This window comes from Parabacteroides sp. CH2-D42-20, assembly GCF_003670185.1.
In the GTDB taxonomy this organism is placed as follows: domain Bacteria; phylum Bacteroidota; class Bacteroidia; order Bacteroidales; family Tannerellaceae; genus Parabacteroides; species Parabacteroides distasonis.
Genome location: NZ_RAYG01000003.1, coordinates 80,315 through 99,776 on the forward strand (window position 1 = coordinate 80,315; position 19,462 = coordinate 99,776).

14 protein-coding genes are annotated in these 19,462 nt (G+C 42.7%); 5 read left to right on the plus strand and 9 right to left on the minus strand.

Features of this window, described 5'->3' with window-relative positions:
• Nucleotides 1–197 precede the first annotated feature (197 nt).
• The 6 genes from D7V92_RS03320 to D7V92_RS03345 all read right to left on the minus strand — a co-directional run bounded on the left by D7V92_RS03320 (nt 198) and on the right by D7V92_RS03345 (nt 10,421).
• The gene (locus tag D7V92_RS03320; protein WP_005854440.1) at nt 198–1,556 is read right to left on the minus strand and encodes a sulfatase; all 1,359 of its coding nucleotides are present in this window, start codon (nt 1,554–1,556) and stop codon (nt 198–200) included.
• Nucleotides 1,549–3,132, minus strand: coding sequence for a sulfatase (locus tag D7V92_RS03325; protein WP_121772266.1), 1,584 nt, complete (start codon nt 3,130–3,132; stop codon nt 1,549–1,551). The genes D7V92_RS03320 and D7V92_RS03325 overlap by 8 nt, the downstream gene beginning before the upstream one ends.
• A 115-nt stretch (nt 3,133–3,247) precedes the next feature.
• Entirely contained in the window at nt 3,248–5,077 is a 1,830-nt protein-coding gene (locus D7V92_RS03330; RefSeq protein ID WP_121772267.1) for a RagB/SusD family nutrient uptake outer membrane protein, read from the minus strand.
• A gap of 14 nt (nt 5,078–5,091) precedes the next feature.
• Nucleotides 5,092–8,592 (minus strand): TonB-dependent receptor, encoded by a 3,501-nt coding sequence (locus tag D7V92_RS03335; protein ID WP_121772268.1) that lies wholly within the window; start codon nt 8,590–8,592, stop codon nt 5,092–5,094.
• Nucleotides 8,593–8,731: 139 nt separating this feature from the next.
• The gene (locus D7V92_RS03340; protein ID WP_008773532.1) at nt 8,732–9,763 is read right to left on the minus strand and encodes a FecR family protein; all 1,032 of its coding nucleotides are present in this window, start codon (nt 9,761–9,763) and stop codon (nt 8,732–8,734) included.
• 73 nt (nt 9,764–9,836) lie between these two features.
• Entirely contained in the window at nt 9,837–10,421 is a 585-nt protein-coding gene (locus D7V92_RS03345) for an RNA polymerase sigma-70 factor (protein ID WP_008773531.1), read from the minus strand.
• Between the two features lie 1,131 nt (nt 10,422–11,552).
• Between D7V92_RS03345 and ilvD the strand changes: the two genes are divergently transcribed.
• Genes ilvD through ilvC form a run of 5 tightly spaced genes read left to right on the plus strand, consistent with a single transcriptional unit; the run spans nt 11,553 to nt 17,520 of the window.
• Nucleotides 11,553–13,388 carry a dihydroxy-acid dehydratase gene (ilvD, locus tag D7V92_RS03350; protein ID WP_005864376.1) on the plus strand — a complete coding sequence of 612 codons (1,836 nt, stop codon included), beginning with the start codon at nt 11,553–11,555 and terminating at the stop codon, nt 13,386–13,388.
• 33 nt (nt 13,389–13,421) lie between these two features.
• Nucleotides 13,422–15,125: a biosynthetic-type acetolactate synthase large subunit gene (gene ilvB, locus D7V92_RS03355; protein ID WP_121772269.1), complete on the plus strand. Its 1,704-nt coding sequence runs from the start codon at nt 13,422–13,424 to the stop codon at nt 15,123–15,125.
• Between the two features lie 15 nt (nt 15,126–15,140).
• Nucleotides 15,141–15,695: an acetolactate synthase small subunit gene (gene ilvN, locus D7V92_RS03360; protein ID WP_008780057.1), complete on the plus strand. Its 555-nt coding sequence runs from the start codon at nt 15,141–15,143 to the stop codon at nt 15,693–15,695.
• 6 nt (nt 15,696–15,701) lie between these two features.
• Nucleotides 15,702–16,427, plus strand: coding sequence for an acyl-[acyl-carrier-protein] thioesterase (locus D7V92_RS03365; protein WP_121772270.1), 726 nt, complete (start codon nt 15,702–15,704; stop codon nt 16,425–16,427).
• A gap of 49 nt (nt 16,428–16,476) precedes the next feature.
• Entirely contained in the window at nt 16,477–17,520 is a 1,044-nt protein-coding gene (gene ilvC, locus D7V92_RS03370) for a ketol-acid reductoisomerase (RefSeq protein WP_005854467.1), read from the plus strand.
• A 99-nt stretch (nt 17,521–17,619) separates the two neighbouring features.
• Here ilvC and D7V92_RS03375 read toward each other — a convergent pair whose 3' ends face one another.
• From D7V92_RS03375 to D7V92_RS03385, 3 genes are all read right to left on the minus strand, one after another.
• Nucleotides 17,620–17,961 carry a type II toxin-antitoxin system RelE/ParE family toxin gene (locus D7V92_RS03375; protein ID WP_121772271.1) on the minus strand — a complete coding sequence of 114 codons (342 nt, stop codon included), beginning with the start codon at nt 17,959–17,961 and terminating at the stop codon, nt 17,620–17,622.
• Entirely contained in the window at nt 17,928–18,164 is a 237-nt protein-coding gene (locus D7V92_RS03380; protein WP_121772272.1) for a hypothetical protein, read from the minus strand. Before D7V92_RS03380 ends, D7V92_RS03375 begins: the two co-directional genes overlap by 34 nt.
• Before the next feature lie 97 nt (nt 18,165–18,261).
• Nucleotides 18,262–19,107: an urea transporter gene (locus D7V92_RS03385; RefSeq protein WP_121772273.1), complete on the minus strand. Its 846-nt coding sequence runs from the start codon at nt 19,105–19,107 to the stop codon at nt 18,262–18,264.
• Nucleotides 19,108–19,462 lie beyond the last annotated feature (355 nt).

Here is a 19,462-nt window from a genome sequence, read left to right on the forward strand (position 1 = left end):
ACGATCAGTTTCTTAATTGTTTTAGGGGTCAAACTTACATAAAAAACTGCGATTTTAAAGCAAAATATGTATAAAGATGATGTTTTTGTATAGTAGGAAACTTTATAAAAGACTTTTCTCTCTAAAAATAAAATCAGTGAATTTGCTTCTTGAAAAATAAGAGAAACAAATTCACCGAATAGTATAAGACATATAGTTTACTTTTGGTCGAAGATACTCTTAGCAATCTTTAATGAAGCTTTATGTGCATTGGCCAACATGGTTAATTCCTGTACAATATCCGGATGTTCTTCTGCTATATTGTATAATTCTCCAGGGTCAGTACCTAAATCATATAAAACAGGTTTATCATATACGATTTTATCCGTTGCTCCATAAGCTGGTCTATAAGAGAAATGGGCTTTATATTTACCTTTTCGAATCGCATATAATTCACTGCCTCTGTAAAAGTAAAACACATCGCGTTTACAAGTAGACTTATCTTTTAATACATTTAGCAAGCTGATTCCATCATAATGCCGATCTGAAGGCAATGGAATTCCTGCTATCTCACAAAATGTAGGTAGTAAGTCTAATGTACTAGCCATATCCGTTATATATCCCGGTTTAACCATTGCTCCCCACATAATACATGGAACGCGGAACCCTCCTTCGAACATGGAAGCTTTGCCATCCTTTAACGGACCCGGTGATCCTCCTTCTTGTTTACATAAAAGCCATGGCCCATTATCGGATGTGAAAATAACCAATGTGTTTTTATCTAATCCTTCAGATTTTAATGTTTGCAAGATTTGTCCTACACTCCAATCCAGTTCCTCTACGGTGTCACCATATTTGCCTCTGGCTGATTTACCTTGAAAGTCAGTAGAGGCATATACTGGCATATGAGGCATAGGGTGTGCTAAATACAAGAAAAAAGGCGAATTCTCATTTGATTTAATGTAGCGGATAGCAGCTTCCGTCACTTGTTGCGTTAAATTATATTGTTGGGGCTCCCTTTCCAGCTCTTTTTCTTGTTCATAAATAATATATTCATAAGGATATTTTGTGTTGCCTAATTTAATTTGTTCCTTCCGGCTCATATCATTGGAATAAGGATAACCGTAAAAATAGTCAAAGCCGTGACGTAATGGCATGTATTCTGGTAAATGTCCTAAATGCCATTTACCTATGCAAGCCGTATGATATCCGGCTTGTTTCAGCAGTTCTGCGATCGTTAGTTCCTCAGAAGGCAATCCCCCTTTGGAATCAGGAAACAGGACTCTGCGTTGATCTCCATACATTCCGGTACGGACTCCTAGGCGGCCTGTTAATAATCCGGCACGGCTAGGGGAGGAGACTGATGCTGAAACGTAAAAACTACTCCATTTTTGTCCTTCTATAGCCATCCGGTCGATATTCGGGGTTTTTATCGTAGGACTTCCGAAACAAGATAAGTCTCCATATCCCATATCATCACAATTGATAACTATGATATTGGGCTTTGTCGGTTGACTATGCCCGTCATACGAGGCTAAAACTCCTGTAATGTACAGTATATATTTAATTTTATTCATGGATTAATTGTTTATTAAACGACATGGCATTCGTGTCTTGATATTGTTTTTGTAAACGTATAAGCTCCTTTTCCAGTTGATGAGTGATATTCTCATATCCTGTTTTTCCATACAAGTTGTTCATCTCCATAGGATCTTCTTGTAGATCAAATAATTCCCATTTATCGATATCGTTATAAAAATGAATTAATTTATAACGTTCTGTGCGTACGCCATAATGACGTTTAACAGAATGCTCCGCAGGGTACTCATAAAAGTGGTAATAGAGTGATTTACGCCAGTTCTCAACTTTTTCTCCACGTAACAGAGGCAAAAAGGAAATACCATGCATATCGGATGGGATTTGGATTCCTGCTAAATCTAGGATGGTCGGTCCGTAATCAATGTTTTGGACAAACTCATCGATATCTCCTTTCTTTCCTCCCGGCAAACGAATTAATAAAGGAGTCCGGAAAGATTCCTCATACATGAAACGTTTATCGAACCATCCGTGTTCTCCCATATAGAATCCTTGGTCGGAAGTGTAGACAATCATTGTGTTTTCTAATAATCCTGTCTTTTCTAAATAATTCAATAATACTCCAATATTTCTGTCTATGGAATGGATGACACGTAAATAGTCTCGCATATATTGTTGATATTTCCATTCAGATAGTTGCTTACCAGAAAGTTTGTCTTTCTTGAATTTCTGAATGATTGGATCATAATGAGCATCCCAAGCAGCTTTCTCTTCGGGTGTCATACTGTTATACATGCTGCGTCCGGCATTCTCTAACCCTGTAGTTGTATGGATTTCATTTTCTTTATCAGCCATTTTTAAATCATAGACTAAATCCATATCTTTTATGATACTCATCTTTTGCTCATGAGCGGCTTGACGACCGTTGTAGTCGTCATAAAAATTGGCTGGTAACTCGAATGTCGTATCGCTGAAAAGTTGTAAATCACAAGTATCGGGCATCCATGTACGATGAGGAGCTTTGTGATGGAGTAACAAGCAGAAAGGCTTATTTTTATCATGTATATTCTCCATCCAGTCGATTGCTTTTTCTGTGATGACGTTGGTAACATAGCCTTTTGATGGGACCTGTTTCCCGTTTTTGATAAATGGAGCGTTGTAATAAATGCCTTGGCCTATTAAAATTTCCGAATAATCAAATCCGGTAGGAGCGGAAGTTAGATGCCACTTTCCGATTATTGCTGTTTCATATCCGGCTTTTTGTAAAAGTTTGGGGTATGTTTGCTGGGAACCATCAAATGTGGAACTGTTATCAGTGAAACCATTAGCATGACTATGTTTACCGGTTAATATACAGGCTCGACTAGGTCCACTGATGGAATTGGCAACAAAGCTATTGGTGAAACGTACTCCCTCGTTTGCCAGTCGGTCTATATTTGGAGTTTGTATGAAGCGTTTATCATAAGCACCGATTGTCTGGTAAGAATGATCGTCAGACATGATATAGATGATATTCATCGGCTTTTTTCCTGCTATCTGCTCTGAATCTGTTTTTTTGATGTTGCAGGAAGTCGTAGCTATTAAAGCAGAGAATGTGAATAATAATTCTTTTTTCATTATTTAGACTTTTATTGTGTTCGTGATTAAGGTATTTGTTTATTACAGGGTTTAGCCTAAAGTTTGTGGGAAAAGACTTGCTCTTTTATTAGGCTAAATCCTGTAATCAAGTAAATTACCAACCGGGGTTTTGGACCCATTGGTTACCTGTAAGCGATAGCATACGAGGTTGTATGGGTAATAAATAATCTCGTTCCGGATTGAATTGCCATCCGTTAGGATAATGCTTATTATTGAACGGTATGATATAGCGTTTGGAGTCGGAGGGCGTACCTGTTAAGAAAAGATTTTCACCTTCTTGCAGGCTTTCTCCATAAGCGGTTTCCAAAGAGCTCCCTTTGAATAATGCACCTGTTGGAGTTTTTCCAATAATGAGGATGTCTGCGGCGGCCCAGCGCAAGATATCTTGAAGCCGGCTTCCCTCTAAAGCTTTTTCTATGCGTCGTTCTCTTCGTACTGCTTGTATATATTTATCCAATTTATTAAACGGATAATCGGGATCGGTATTGAACTCTCTGTCGAAATCCATCTCGGGCATGCCCACACGCTCTCGAAGTGGCCTTAAGGCTTCTTTTATTTTGCTAGCGTTAGCCGCGCCATCTAATTCTGCCAGAGCCTCAGCGTAGTTTAATAAAATATCGGCGTAACGGAATTGTATAGCTGGCGCTTGGCTTTTGCCTTCCCCATCTATAGTAGGAATATAAGTCGTATTATATTCTACGTATTTTAGGATAGAATAACCTGTCGTATTTTGATTCCGGCTTTCCTCATTCAAAGGAGGAAGTTTGAATACGAATTCTCCATTTGGACGTAAATCTTGTCCTGGCATGCAAATGGTCTGGGATAATCGTGGGTCTCGTAAGTCCGGACTCAATTCGTCCCCGTACATTACCTTTGCTTTGTCTCGTTCGGAACCGACAAAAGGTTTTCCTTCTTTTGTTAAATAATCATCAACAAGAGAAGCGGATGCCCCACAAGTGCCACCTCCTTTATTTAAATAACGTGTTACGGAATGGCCGATGTTATTGGCGGCATCATATTTCTTCCACCATAAAACTTCTGGATTATGTGAGAGATCCAAAGTGATGAACAAGTCTCGATAAGCGGTATTGGGATCCCCTTTTGAGATGCTCCATACCCCTTCGTCTATTACATCTTTAGCGGCATCTGCGGCTTGCCGTAGATAAGAGCTGATTTTCTCATCAGTTACTTTTTTATCATAGAATGGCGTGTTTTTCGCACGATGGTATTTCTCCCAAGTACCTTCAAATAAAGCGACCTCACTCTTAAGCGCTCTTGCTACATCTTTGTGTACACGCATTGTCGAGCTATTGGTTTGAGTGTTTAGATGCTCGATCGCTATATCTAAATCCGCCAATATACTATCAGCGACCTCAAGCCTACTGTTTCGGGGACGTTCCATCTGTTCTTGAATCGGATCTAATACTTTCGTTAACCAAGTGACTTCTCCATAATTAACGAATAACCTATAATAATAGCAGGCTCTGAAGAAATAAGCTTCTCCGATGCATTGCTCCATTTCCGGACCGATCTCCTCGCAATTATCGAGGTTGTTGATTAAGAAGTTTAGACTTCTGATATGTTTATACTCTGTTAATTCGACAGCGGAACTTAATGTGGTTTCTCCCGCAAGACGTGTGTCTATTACATTACTCTGCATATTATCGCTATTCAAGTCCCCAAAGGCGATGCCCGTTGGATTTCCAATGCTGTTAGATTGTACCTTTATGGCAGAGTTTGCCACATCTTTGTCATTAATTTTAAGAGTTGATTCATAAAACTGATTCAGATACTTGGTGATTTCTGTTGTACTGGTGAAAGAATTGACAGAAGACAATTCTCCTTCCGGATATTTATCCATGTCGAAACAGCTACTTAGCCCTAATAGACATAGGGAAACCATTGATAGATATATTCTTTTCATAAATAAATTACGCTTTATAGATTAACAATAACTCCGATAGATAACACTTTATTCATTGGATAATTCTTTCCGGCCTCACTGGTATAGTCATTACCTGTAAAAATAGCTTCCGGGTCAAACATGGAAGGAAGCTTGGTAAATGTTAGAAGATTCTCTCCAGAGAAAAACACTTGTGCTTTGCTCAACCCAATTTTCTGGCTCCATGAATTAGGCAGATCATAACTAATTGTCAGATTTTTCAAACGGCAATAAGCGGCACTTTGCATGTATCTGTCACTTTTTTGTGAGGTCTTATTTCGAAACTGATTGATACTTCCTGCTGCTCCTGTATAAGGATTGGGATAATAGGCGTCTGGATTCTCTGGAGTCCAATAATCTAGATGATCGTTGAATACCGTGACTTGTGCATAAGCTCCCGATCCCCAAAAGTAAACGGTTCCTAGATCTGGAGACCAATTACGTTTTCCTATGCCTTGGAACATCATGCTAAGGGATATTCCTTTCCATGAAATGGAACCATTAAGCGTATATTGATATCGAGGAGTCGTATTCCCGATAACACACATATCACCCATATCTTCCAATGTGTTATTTCCATTGTTGATCTTTTTGTCGTTATTTAAATCCATATATTTAACATCTCCCGGCATCCATTTTTGACCGGATAAGAAAGATAAATCGTATGTGTTATTATATGTGTCAGCTTCTTCTTGGGTCTGGAGTAGCCCAGAGGCTTTGTATCCCCAAATCTCACCGACTTTCTTCCCTACATACCAATTATCTTGAGGATTGGTCCCTGTCGGATTTTCATAAGCTGTAACTTCGGATGTCGCGTCAGCTAAAGAGCCTCCTATTGAATAATGAATATCCTTCCCGATTTTTCCTCGGTATTGCAGGCTAAGTTCCCATCCCCGGTTTCTCATCCTTGCGTTATTCGTATTGGGAGCCTCTGCTCCAAAGAAATCTGCAAGGTCGGCACTTGGTCCTAACATATCTTTTGTATCCCGCTGGAATACATCGAAGGTGCCGGTCAGAGCGTTGTTAAAGAACCCGAAGTCAAGGCCAAGATTCTTACTTTCCACTTTTTCCCAAGTTGTAAAAGGATCAATAACTCCAGGGGCGTTTATGTACATATCTCTTCCATCTTGAAAATACCAATTACCTAACGGCTGGATTCCCATGATTGAGGTAAAAGTATAAAGTCCGGCTCCGCTTTGATTCCCTAATAGTCCCCAAGAGGCTCGTAACTTTAGATTAGATAATACCTCTAAAGATTTTTCCATGAAAGACTCACGTGTAATATTCCATCCTAAAGAGACCGAAGGGAAAAATCCCCATCTATGATCTGAGGTAAAACGAGAAGAACCATCGTAGCGTCCATTCACTTCTAATAAATAGCGTCCGTCATAATCATAGTTAATACGTCCGAAAAATCCTCGGGTAGCCCATCCGTTTCGAGTATCTGTCGTGGATTTTTCTCCTGTGCCAAGATTGAGCCCCGGATTATTGGTGGAGATCATGTCGGTTACAGACTCATATAAATAGCTATATGCGTAATTTTCTTCTTGGTAACCAGCCATAACGGTGAAATTATGTTTATCGGCCAAAGAGAACATATAGTTTGAGTATAGATTAATTGATTGATATTGGCTTAAGGCGGATGAACGGGTGAATTGTCCATTCTCCATCACGCCTAATTCTTGCCTTGTCCCTTTGTATAAGGTCTCGTTATCCGCTCCCGGGATCATCGGGGCTACGTTGAGCGCCTCATAATTCTCATTATTTTGCCGGTACGTATAGTCGAAGAATATTCTCCAGTTCTTGATTGGTTGTGCTTCGAGACCACCAGTCAGTGTCAGATTATTTTTCTGTGTATTTGTATACGTGCCACTTTGTAAATAGGGAATCATTGTAAGCTCTGTAAAATGACCATTAGGATCGATTGGGCTTATGGTAGGACGGAAGCGAGCTAATGAATGATAAAAGCCTTCAGATAAGGCCCCTTTACCAAAAGGTGTGTCATTATCCGAGTTCATGAATTTAGTATTAACTTTCAAATTTAGCCAGTCCGTAATTTGAGAGGCGATATTTGCATTGAAATTTAAGCGTTTATATTTTATATCCGCATATCTTAAAATACCATCTTCCGTATACATTCCGGTAGAGATATAATATTGCGCTTTTTTGCCACCTCCACTGAGACTCAAATTATGGTTTTGTTTGAATGCGGAGTTCTTGTAATGTAAATCAAAGTAATCCACATTGCCCAAACCCTTTGGTGTGTTTTCGAATGCTCCTACTAGATTATTTTCTCCATTAAGCTCTGCCCAAGGATTTACGCTAGCAGGATCTTTCATGTACTGCTGAAGTTGCTGTAATTTTTCCGGGTTATATTGCTTGATTACGTTAGCATTGGTACAAGCTTGATTGAAAAAAGTCGCATAGTCATAAGCATTAGCCATTTCCGGCATTACAGTAGGAGAACTCCATCCTACGGTACCTTGATAACTGATGCGCATCTTACCTTCTTCACCTTTTTTCGTCGTAACTAAAATTACGCCATAAGCGGCACGGGCACCATAAATAGCGGCGGAAGCGGCATCTTTTAAGACGGAAATCGATTCAATATCATTGGGGTTTACATCTGCCAAATCCATCTCTACACCGTCTACTAATACATAAGGATTCGCTGTGTTCGCTAAATTTCCTTGTCCTCGTAAACTCAAGGCTCCACTAGCTCCCGGGCGACCTGAGTTGGAGTTGGATACGGTTAATCCGGGTACTAATCCTTGTAAACTTTGAGTTGCGTTAGCTACTGGGCGTTGGCTGAGTTCTTCGCCTTTTACGGCAGAAACAGATCCAGTAAGGTTTACCTTTTTCTGTACACCGTATCCAACAACTACTATCTCATCTAACTTCTGGGTGTCTTCCGTCATTGTAACCTGTAAGGAGGTTTCTTCCTTGACTGTTATTTGTTTGTCGGAAAAACCGATATAAGAGATATTTAAGATGGCATTTTCGGTAATTATTAATTCAAATTTTCCATCCAAATCCGTAATGGAACCGTTTGTTGTACCCTGCTCAATTACATTTGCTCCGATGATTGGTAAACCGTCAGGGTCTACAACTGTTCCTGTTATTTTTCTTGTCTTTCTCGGAGCTTGCGGTGAAGAAGATGATTTAACTGTTAATACAATCATATTATTGGCCTCTTTTTTATAGGATATTTCCGTATTGGCTAATAATAGGCTCATGACTTCATCAATGTTTTTATCCTGTACGGATATTGACGTTTTGTGATCTAGGTTACTTAGATCACTGTTATAGAAGAATTTGTATTCCCCCGCCTTTTCTATCTCTTTTAATATGTGACGGATGGATTGGTCTTGTACATCCAGTGAAATTTGGGCATAAAGTGAAGGAGCCAAGATTAAACTACTGAATAGTGCCAGACCGACTGTTTTGATTGACCGTATTTTTATGTATTGTGATACACGGACAAGTTTTTTTTTCATACTTTTGTATTCTATGGATATTAGTACTTGCGCTTGCTATTTGCGAGATACCTAAGTGCGGTTAACTGATTTCTTTTTCGGGGGGAAATGCCTAGCATTTCTACCCCGATTTTTTACGGGCTTTTCATGAAATTGCTATTTACTGTTTTAATACTCTGTTATATAACTCTTTTTTGTCGTTGTTCTCATACAAAATAACCACACTGTCTTTTATCTCGTAGGCTAATGGTGAGGTAAGAGATAATAAATGTAAGATGCTCGCTAGACTGGTATTCCCGGGCTTACCTGTAAAACGATAACTCTTTAAGGCCTCAGATTTAAATACGATCTGGGTATTGTAATAACGTTCCAGCGTATGAGCAATCTCGCTGAATGGCGTTGACTCAAAATTCAATGTATTGTACATCCAACTGGAGTAATCTAAACTATTGTCAACTCTGTTTTTCCCCAGTATGCTAGAGTGTTTATTGAAAATAGCTTGTTCATTAGGCAACAGGTCTACATGGTTATCGTTTGCGGTTACTTCTACTTTCCCGGTCATTAATACAACGGATATGTGCTCTTCCGTGTTATAGTTCTTTACGTTAAAACTGGTTCCTAAAGCTTTTACGGATACCTTTCCCGATTGAACGATAAAAGGACGTTTAGCATCGGGCTTGACTTCAAAATAAGCTTCGCCTTCTAGATTCAGAACCCGTTCATCTGCATTAAAACGGCTTCCATAAGATAACTTTGAATCTGAATTTATCCACCCTTTTGAACCATCAGGCAATGTTATATTCGCTTTTTGTCCTTTCTCGACAGCGACAATCATGTCCATCGGTTCTCGCTGTTTATCCATTGCATAATGATAGGTGACAATACTTGTTGTTATGAGCAATAGGATAATTGCTGTGATACGTAGCGCATAATGGAAAAGTGAAGGGAGAGAAAGACTCATGAATGTCCTTTTCCCTGTTTCTTTAAAAAAGATTTGTTTACGGAGTTCGTCTAGTAAATGTTGTTTTACTGAAGGATCCATTTCCATCGGGGATTGCATCCATATATCATCAGCCCATGTGTCAAAAGCTTTTCGTTCTTTTAGCCATTCTATCAATAGCTTTATTTCCGATGGAGTTGCCTTATTCTCTAGGAACTTGTTAAATATATGTATGTAATCGTTTCTTTCCATTTTCCTCTGTCTTTATTCAGTATACAAATGACAGGGAAGTTTCCGTTATCGCATCCTGTGGATTTAGTATTCGTTAACTATTAAGGAGGCAACTTAAAGCTAAAAGTCCTAGGTCGTATTGGTCTTTTAACCTTTTGCGTAGAAAGGAGATGGCTTTGGTCAGTTGGGATTCCACGGTATTCTCTGATATCTGCAATTGGTCTGCTATCTCCCGGTTGGATAGGTGGGATTGTCTGCTTAGTTTATAAATTCTTTGCCTTCCTTCGGGCATTTGTTGTATTAAAGAATCAACGAATTCTTCTAGGAGATGATATTCTACGATCTCGTCCGTACCTCTGGCATAAGGAGTTCCGGGGTGGTCGATTTGTTGTTCTATATAGAGAATCTCCATCATTTTATGTTGGTAATGGTTAGTTAATAAGTTTTTTGCTATCGTACATAAATAGGCTCCAAAAGACAGTTTTGGGTCTAATTGTTCTCGATTTTTCCATACTTTAAGAAATACAGTTTGTACCATTTCCTCTGCCAAGTAGGAATCCCCATGAGAAATTTTCATGACAAAATTATATAATTTGCCACTCCAAACCGTGTAAAGATATTCAAAAGATGAACGATTACCCTTTCTAAGGTTCTCAATATGCTTGTTCCTCTCTCCCATGGATTAATCCATCAACAACTTTATGAATAGTCGCGATATTAGCTAATTTTCTTGAGGAGGGCAAATTTTATTTAAGAACTAGCTTGGAACTATATAAATTTCCTGTTTCGCTATTGGGGCTTTTTTATGAAATTTGGTGGGGATAGACTTTTCTATGTGAACCTTGTTGACGAAATGTCAAAGTGCTATTATTGCTCTCTGTGGGTGATGAATTATGGGGCGGGGGCTTGGTCGCACGGAAAAAACGCAAGCATTTGATGGTTGTGTAAATCAGAATGATGTTTGAATGCAGGTCTTGTTGGCCTTTTTTTATGATTGATGTTTGAAGAGCTGTCTATCGGTTGAGTATTTAAGGCTTTCTCTGTCTGAAAGTCATTTTGAAAATGTCTTCGCTTGAGCTGCTTCTAGCGTGGGTTATGCCGGATTTAGTCTTGATTTTAGGTGATTTTCATTCGAATGTTAACAAAATTTAGTCCGATACTAGATGAAATTTCTTCCTTATGTTCTTTAGAAAACTTCCTTATGTTTTTTCTAGAACACTATTATGAATTTTTTCAAGGCTATTTATAGTCTACAAGTGTTAATAAATATGTGATTTAGAGTTTATATGTATCTTTTTTATCGCTAGAATAGGATTTTCTTATGAGATACGTGTTATCGTAAGTCGTGTTATCTGATAAAAATGTTATCTGGAATCTGTTTTAGATAACATTTGTCTTTTTACTGTTTCTGTTTGGAAATCGAAGTTTTTTCCCTTCTATACCTTCCGATTCCTAAGTAATACACTCTTGCTCCTGTTAAAATGCAATCCTGAAATGGTATTTGCTTGAGAATTGAAAGAAAAATGAAGAATTTTCTTTTAAATCCTTTGCGCATATCAATTATTGTTCTACATTTGCAGCGTCAAACAAACAAAGACAATAAGAAAAGATGATGAACAACGTATTGCATATTATTCTCGTGGTGGTCCTTCTAGTCATTAGTAGGTAAGGAGAAAGGTGTGTAAGAAGTTGTGAAGTCGTAGAGATATTTCTTAAGCCTTTCTCCATATAGGGAAAGGCTTTTTTTATTATAAATAATTCAAGGTAGAGGCGTGGATAAAGCGCTCTACGAACAAAAAATAGGAAAGAGATGAAGAATCCGTTAAGAAGCTCATTTAGCACCGAAGGTCGTAGGATGGCCGGAGCCCGTGCGCTATGGCGTGCCAACGGGATGAAAGAGGAACAGTTCGGCAAGCCTATTATCGCTATCGTAAATTCATTTACCCAGTTCGTGCCGGGGCATACGCATTTGCATGAGATCGGGCAACTGGTCAAGGCCGAGATCGAGAAACAAGGTTGTTTCGCCGCTGAATTTAATACGATCGCTATCGACGACGGTATCGCTATGGGGCACGATGGGATGCTTTACTCGCTTCCTTCACGCGACATTATCGCGGACAGCGTGGAATATATGGTAAATGCCCATAAGGCGGACGCTATGGTTTGCATCAGCAATTGCGATAAGATCACGCCGGGTATGCTTATGGCTTCCATGCGATTAAATATCCCGACGGTGTTCGTGTCCGGTGGCCCGATGGAGGCAGGTGAGCTGGATGGCCGCCATCTTGATTTGATCGACGCGATGATTGAGTCTGCCGATACATCGGTAAGCGATGAGCGTATCGAGCAGGTGGAACGCCATGCGTGTCCGGGTTGCGGTTGTTGTTCCGGTATGTTTACCGCTAACTCTATGAACTGCTTGAACGAGGCGATCGGTCTGGCGCTTCCGGGTAACGGGACGATCGTGGCTACCCATAAGAACCGTATCCAACTTTTCCGTGACGCAGCTAAGCAAATCGTTGAGAACGCTTACAAATACTATCGTGACGGGGATGATTCCGTGTTACCTCGCAACATCGCTACCCGTCAGGCTTTCTTGAACGCCATGTCGCTGGATATCGCCATGGGGGGGTCTACCAATACGGTGCTTCACTTATTGGCCGTGGCACAAGAAGCCGGCGCCGATTTTCATATGGAGGATATCGATATGTTATCCCGCAAGACTCCTTGCCTGTGTAAGGTAGCCCCGAATACGCACACTTATCATGTACAAGACGTAAACCGTGCCGGTGGAATCCTCGGTATCATGAACGAGTTGATGAAAGCCGGGCTTGTGGATGGCAGCACGAGACGTGCGGACGGCCTGACCTTGGCCGAGGCTGTTGATAAATACGCCGTCACTTCCCCGAACGTAACGGAGGAGGCGATCCGTAAATACAAGAGCGCTCCCGCTCATCGGTTCAGTATCCAGATGGGTTCCCAAGAATCTTATTATAAGGAATTAGATACGGATCGTGCCGAAGGTTGTATCCGTGACGTGGAGCACGCTTATTCCAAGGATGGCGGCTTGGCTGTTTTGAGAGGGAATATCGCCTTGGACGGATGTGTCGTAAAAACCGCCGGTGTGGATGAGAGTATTTGGAAATTCTCCGGCCCGGCGAAAGTCTTCGATTCACAGGATGCCGCTTGCGAGGGCATTTTAGGAGGCAAGGTCGTTTCAGGCGATGTGGTCGTCATCACGTATGAGGGTCCGAAAGGGGGGCCGGGAATGCAAGAGATGTTATATCCTACCTCTTATATAAAGAGCCGTCACTTAGGTAAGGAGTGCGCCTTGATCACGGATGGTCGTTTCAGTGGCGGTACGTCCGGCCTTTCTATCGGGCATATCTCTCCCGAGGCCGCTTCCGGTGGCGCTATCGGACTGGTGAGAGACGGGGATATCATCGAGATCAATATCCCGGAACGTTCCATCAACGTGCGGTTGAGCGACGAGGAGTTGGCCGAGCGCCGTAAAGCGGAAGAGGCACGTGGAAAGAAAGCCTTTACGCCGCCGACGCGTCAGCGTGAGGTCTCGAAAGCGTTGAGAGCGTACGGGAAGATGGTTAGCTCCGCCGATAAGGGAGGTGTAAGGATTGTTGAAGATTAAAGCCAATAATATACATTAAACACGTTATTTCTTATGGAGAAACAAAAGATAACCGGTTCGGAAGCTTTGCTGAAAGCGTTGATTGCTGAAGGAGTAGATACTATCTTCGGTTATCCCGGAGGACAGGCGATACCTATTTACGACAGTTTATATGATTATAGGGACCAGTTGAGGCATGTATTGGTGCGCCACGAGCAAGGCGCTACCCATGCGGCTCAAGGATATGCCCGTGTATCCGGCAAGGTAGGAGTGACGTTGGTTACTTCCGGCCCGGGCGCTACGAATACCATCACGGGTATCGCTGATGCGCTGATGGATAGTACGCCAATGGTCGTAATCGCCGGTCAAGTACCCTCGCCGTTGTTGGGAACCGATGCTTTTCAGGAAGTCGATGTGATTGGCATCACGCAACCGATCACGAAATGGGCTTATCAAATCCGCAAGCCGGAGGAGATCGCATGGGCTGTTTCTCGTGCTTTTTATATCGCTTCTACAGGCCGTCCGGGTCCAGTTGTGCTGGATTTAGCGAAGGACGCGCAAGTAGGGTTGGTGGAATATGAATATAAGAAGGTCGATTACGTACGTAGTTATCAACCGGAGCCGGATATCAATAAGGATCGTATCAAGGCCGCCGCCGATTTAATCAATGAGGCGAAGAAACCCTTCTGTCTGGTCGGGCAGGGAGTATTGTTAGGCGGTGCGGAAGAGGAATTGAAAGCGTTTCTCCAAAAGAATGATATACCTGCCGGATCTACGGTATTGGGCTTATCTGCGTTGCCAACCGATTTCCCATTGAACAAGGGAATGCTCGGCATGCATGGAAACGTAGGGCCGAACCGGAAAACGAATGAGTGTGATGTATTGATCGCTATCGGTATGCGTTTCGACGACCGTGTGACTGGCGATTTAAAGACATACGCTGAGCAAGCCAAGATTATCCATCTGGATATCGACAACTCGGAAATCGGCAAGAATGTTGCCGTGGACGTAAAGGTGCTGGGGAATGCCAAGCACACGATACCGATGATCACGGCGTTGTTGGAAGAACGTAAACGCCCGGAATGGAATGCCGAGTTCGATCGGGACGAGAAAGAGGAATACGATAAGGTAATCGAGAAGGAATTGTATCCGACCGAGGGTCAACTGAAAATGGGCGAGGTAGTCCGTAAGGTTTCCGAGGCGACCGGTAACGACGCTGTATTGGTGACCGACGTTGGGCAGAACCAGATGATGGGCGTCCGCTATTTCAAATATAAACAAACCCGTAGCGTGGTGACTTCCGGTGGTTTAGGTACGATGGGATTTGGTCTGCCGGCCGCTATGGGCGCTAAGTTCGGAGCTCCGGATCGTACGGTCTGCTTCTTTACCGGTGATGGGGGTATGCAGATGACGATTCAGGAATTGGGCACTATCATGCAGGAGAAACTGAACGTGAAGATTATCATTCTTAATAATAACTTCTTAGGTATGGTACGTCAGTGGCAAGAATTGTTCTTCCACGAGCGTTATTCAAACACCATCATGGAGAATCCGGATTTCGTGGCGATCGCTAAAGCCTATGGTATCGCCGGCCGTGCCGTTGAAAAGCGGGAGGAATTGGACGACGCTATCGCTGAGATGCTAAACCACGACGGCGCTTACGTGTTGGTCGCTAACGTGGAGACTTGCGGAATGGTATATCCGATGGTTCCTGCCGGGGGAAGCGTGACAAACATGATTATGGGAGACGAGAAATAAGGAGGAGATGAAGCTATGACAACAAAGAAATTATATACCGTTATTATCTTTTCAGAGAATATCGTAGGTCTTTTGAACCAGATAACGATTATCTTTACACGCCGACAGCTGAACATCGAGACTCTGTCCGTCTCTCCGTCCGCTATCAAGGGCATCCATAAGTTTACGATCACGACATTCGCCGATGAGGATATGATCGATAAGGTGGTGAAACAGATCGATAAACGTGTGGATATCTTGAAGGCTTATTATAATACGGATGAGGATCTGGTTTATCAAGAGATCGCCCTTTATAAGCTAAGTACCGAGCTTTTCATCAAGATGGGAACCGTGGAGGGATTGATCCGTAAATACAACGCTCGTATCTTGGAGATGAACGAGACCTGCGTGGTATTGGAGAAGAGTGGCCACTATGACGAGACACAAGCCTTGTTCAATGAGTTGAGCGAGACGATCGGTGTCCTGCAATTCATCCGCTCCGGACGTGTGGCTATCACGAAGAGCAAGGTGGAGCGCTTGAGCGATATGTTGGCCGATATGGAGCGAAAGTTACATGAAAAGCAACAATAATAAGATATGGAGAAAGTAGGATTATTTCATTTTGTGGCGGAGCCGTATTTGATGGATTTCAGGGGACGTGTAACGCTCCCTATGATTGGTAACTATTTGATTCACGCCGCTTCCAGCCATGCCGGAGAGCGTGGGTTCGGTTTCAATGATATGTCGGAGCGTCATACGGCTTGGGTGTTGTCCCGTCTGGCTATCGAGATGAAGGAATATCCTACCGCCTTCGATAAGATTAATCTATACACTTGGATCGATGAGGTCGGACGCCTCTTCACCAGTCGTTGTTTCGAGCTGGCGGATGAGAATGGGAAAACCTTTGGATTCGCCCGTTCTATTTGGGCGGCTATCGACGTGGAGACCCGCCGTCCTACCTTATTGGATATAGAGGCATTGGGCAAATATATCGACGAGCGTCCGTGCCCGATCGAGAAGCCGGGCAAGATCATGCCGGCGGAGAATAAGGCGGAGGGAATCCCGTATTCGATCAAATACAGCGACTTGGATATCAACGGTCACTTCAATAGCGTGAAGTATATCGAGCACCTGCTGGATTTGTTCGATATCGACCAGTTCAAGACCCGTGAGATCGGCCGTCTGGAGATCGCCTACCAATCCGAGGGTAAACAAGGTATGCCGCTTATGCTTCATAAGGCGGAGTCCGCTCCCGATAAGCAAGACATGGCTATTTGCCATGAGGGAAAGGCGATCTGTCGTGCGGCGGTTACTTGGAGATAATAAAAGAGATACATAAATAGGTTTTTAAACATTAATAGTTAAAAAGAAAATGGCACAAATGAATTTTGGCGGTGTTGTAGAGAATGTAATGACCCGCGAGGAATTTCCGTTGGAAAAGGCAAGAGAGATATTAAAAGATGAGACAATCGCTGTTATCGGCTATGGCGTACAGGGACCGGGACAGTCATTGAACCTTCGTGACAATGGCTTCAACGTAATCGTTGGCCAGCGCCAAGGTAAGACTTACGAGAAAGCGGTTGAGGACGGATGGGTTCCGGGTGAGACTCTGTTCGGTATCGAGGAGGCTTGCGACAAGGCCACGATCATCATGTGCTTGTTGTCCGACGCTGCCGTAATGTCTGTATGGCCTACGATGAAGCCTTATCTGACAGCTGGCAAGGCCCTGTATTTCTCTCATGGTTTCGCGATCACTTGGAACGATCGTACGGGCGTTGTTCCTCCCGCGGATATTGACGTGATCATGGTCGCTCCGAAGGGGTCTGGTACGTCTTTGCGTTCCATGTTCCTTGAGGGTCGTGGCTTGAACTCTTCTTTCGCTATCTATCAAGACGCTACTGGCAAGGCGATGGATCGTACGTTGGCGTTGGGTATCGGTATCGGTTCCGGTTATTTGTTTGAGACGACTTTCATCCGTGAGGCTACTTCCGATTTGACTGGTGAGCGTGGTTCTTTGATGGGCGCTATCCAAGGTTTGTTGTTGGCCCAGTATGAGGTATTGCGCGAGAATGGACATACTCCTTCCGAGGCTTTCAACGAGACGGTCGAGGAGTTGACTCAATCCTTGATGCCCTTATTCGCCAAGAATGGTATGGACTGGATGTACGCTAACTGCTCTACGACTGCCCAGCGTGGCGCTTTGGACTGGATGGGTCCGTTCCACGACGCAATCAAGCCGGTTGTCGAGAAATTGTACGCGAACGTAAAATGCGGTAACGAGGCTCAGATCTCTATCGACTCAAACTCTAAGCCGGATTATCGTGAGAAATTGGAGGCTGAATTGAAGGCATTGCGCGAGAGCGAGATGTGGCAGACAGCTGTTACTGTACGCAAGCTTCGTCCGGAGAACAACTGAATAATTGAAAATGGAGAATTGAGAATTGAAAATTAGGATAGTATTTAATTGTTGATTGATAGAGGCGGGTCACTTGTGGGTGGCTCGCCTTGCTTTATGTCATTCGATGTGGATATTCCTTGTCTTCTTGATCTTCCGCATACTGGATGCGGAATGGACGATGTCCAGCACCTCGATGCGTTCCTCGGTGATGCGGTAGATGATAAGGTGTGAATCCAAGATGATGTTCCGGTACATACGGCTTTTCGTAGTTAGGTGCCGGCATTCGGGATAATAAGGATACGTTCGGTCTAACTCGTATAAGATGGCTTTTATCTTGTTAGCGTATAATTCCGCTTGGTAGAATCCAAATAAGTCAAGGCCTTGAACATATACATTATCATAACTCTCCCAAAATGAGCTACTGGTTATAACCTGCTTTTGAGTAGGTCTTGCTTCCATGCCTCAAAACGTTTAAAACCTTCATCCAGGGTTAGGAACGGCCCCTTCTCAATCTCATGGATATGTTCCCATATCTCCTCTTGGGTGAATTGGATGGGGCGGGTGGGATCCCATTGGGGGGCGGTCGGGGCGGTTTTGGCCTTGCGTGTCCTTGCGGCCTTGGCCGCTGTTTCTTTTACGGGGATGTTACTTAATTTCGTCATAGTCGTAATCCTTATTAATTCGTGTGGGGCAAATGTACGGAATATAGTTGGTAATTAATAGTTAATAAGGGATAATGGTTTGCGGATGACGCTGGAATTATTCCTTATCCTTTATTATAAGGTTTGTTATCCATACGGAGAGTACGAAAGGGGCGGTAAGGGTCGTGATCCCCAGACGCATGCCGCCAATCTGTAATCCGATAGATAGTAAGATCGCCAAGGTTGCCCGTATCAGGCTACGGATAGAAAGATGGTTGCCTGCTGCGATAGCGCATAATACACCGTTGTAGCCGAGCAACCCCATGTTAAAATCAGCAATGCTTGTCGCTGGTAGTAATATCATTCCCAATGGCAGCAATGCGCCCCATATTGTGTAGGCTGCGTTTAAGCGTGAGTTTAATAAGATGGCGAAAAGAAGGAATAGCCCTGTTAACATATTGCCTTGAAACATCACTTGTCCGATGTTAGCGCTGAAAGCATAAAGTAAATTTGGGACATGTTCGGGAGGAGTCGCTACAGGTGGGAGCATCAACGAAGGGAATAGATATCGACATAGGATTAATAAAATCCATACCGAAAGTATGAATGGGGCTGTATATCCCGGTAGTTTATTCTGGCGATTGAATTGCCGGGCGATCCCGCTTGATAAGGCGGATCCCATAAGAAGCAGAGATATCGACCAGATATTTATTCTCATGAATACTCCGATCGCTATACCTACCAGTGTTCCGTTGAAACCATATAGGCCTTCGCGTATATCTTCGCGAGAATATCCGAGGAAATAGGCCGCCAGCGTACTTGCGATATTGCCGGCTAACGCCAATAACGCTAAAGTCCATGAACTACAGGCAATACCTATCAGCATTAATAGTCCGGAAAGAGCATTGCCTTGAAACATCACTTGACCGATTCCCCGGCCTACAACGAGTAATCCCTTATACATACCATTTTAGTTTTGACTGCGAAAATAACGAAAATAGCACAATCACGAGCGTAATTCGGGCAACTGTGCCAAGATTCCGGTTACGATATGTTTTGCGGCATGATCGTCAACCTGTTTCTTTTGCGTTTTTTTGCAAATAACCGCTTATATTTTTGTTTGTTAGGATTAAATATCTAACTTTGGCTCTTGTTATAAGAGATACGAATGACACAAGTTTGCAGATATACGGCGTTAACCTTTTTTACCGATAAATATTTGGTGAACTGGCATAATTGTTTAGCAAGCAAGCAAGCAAGCAAGCAAGCAAGCAAGCAAGCAAGCAAGCAAGCAAGCAAGCAAGCAAGCAAGCAAGCAA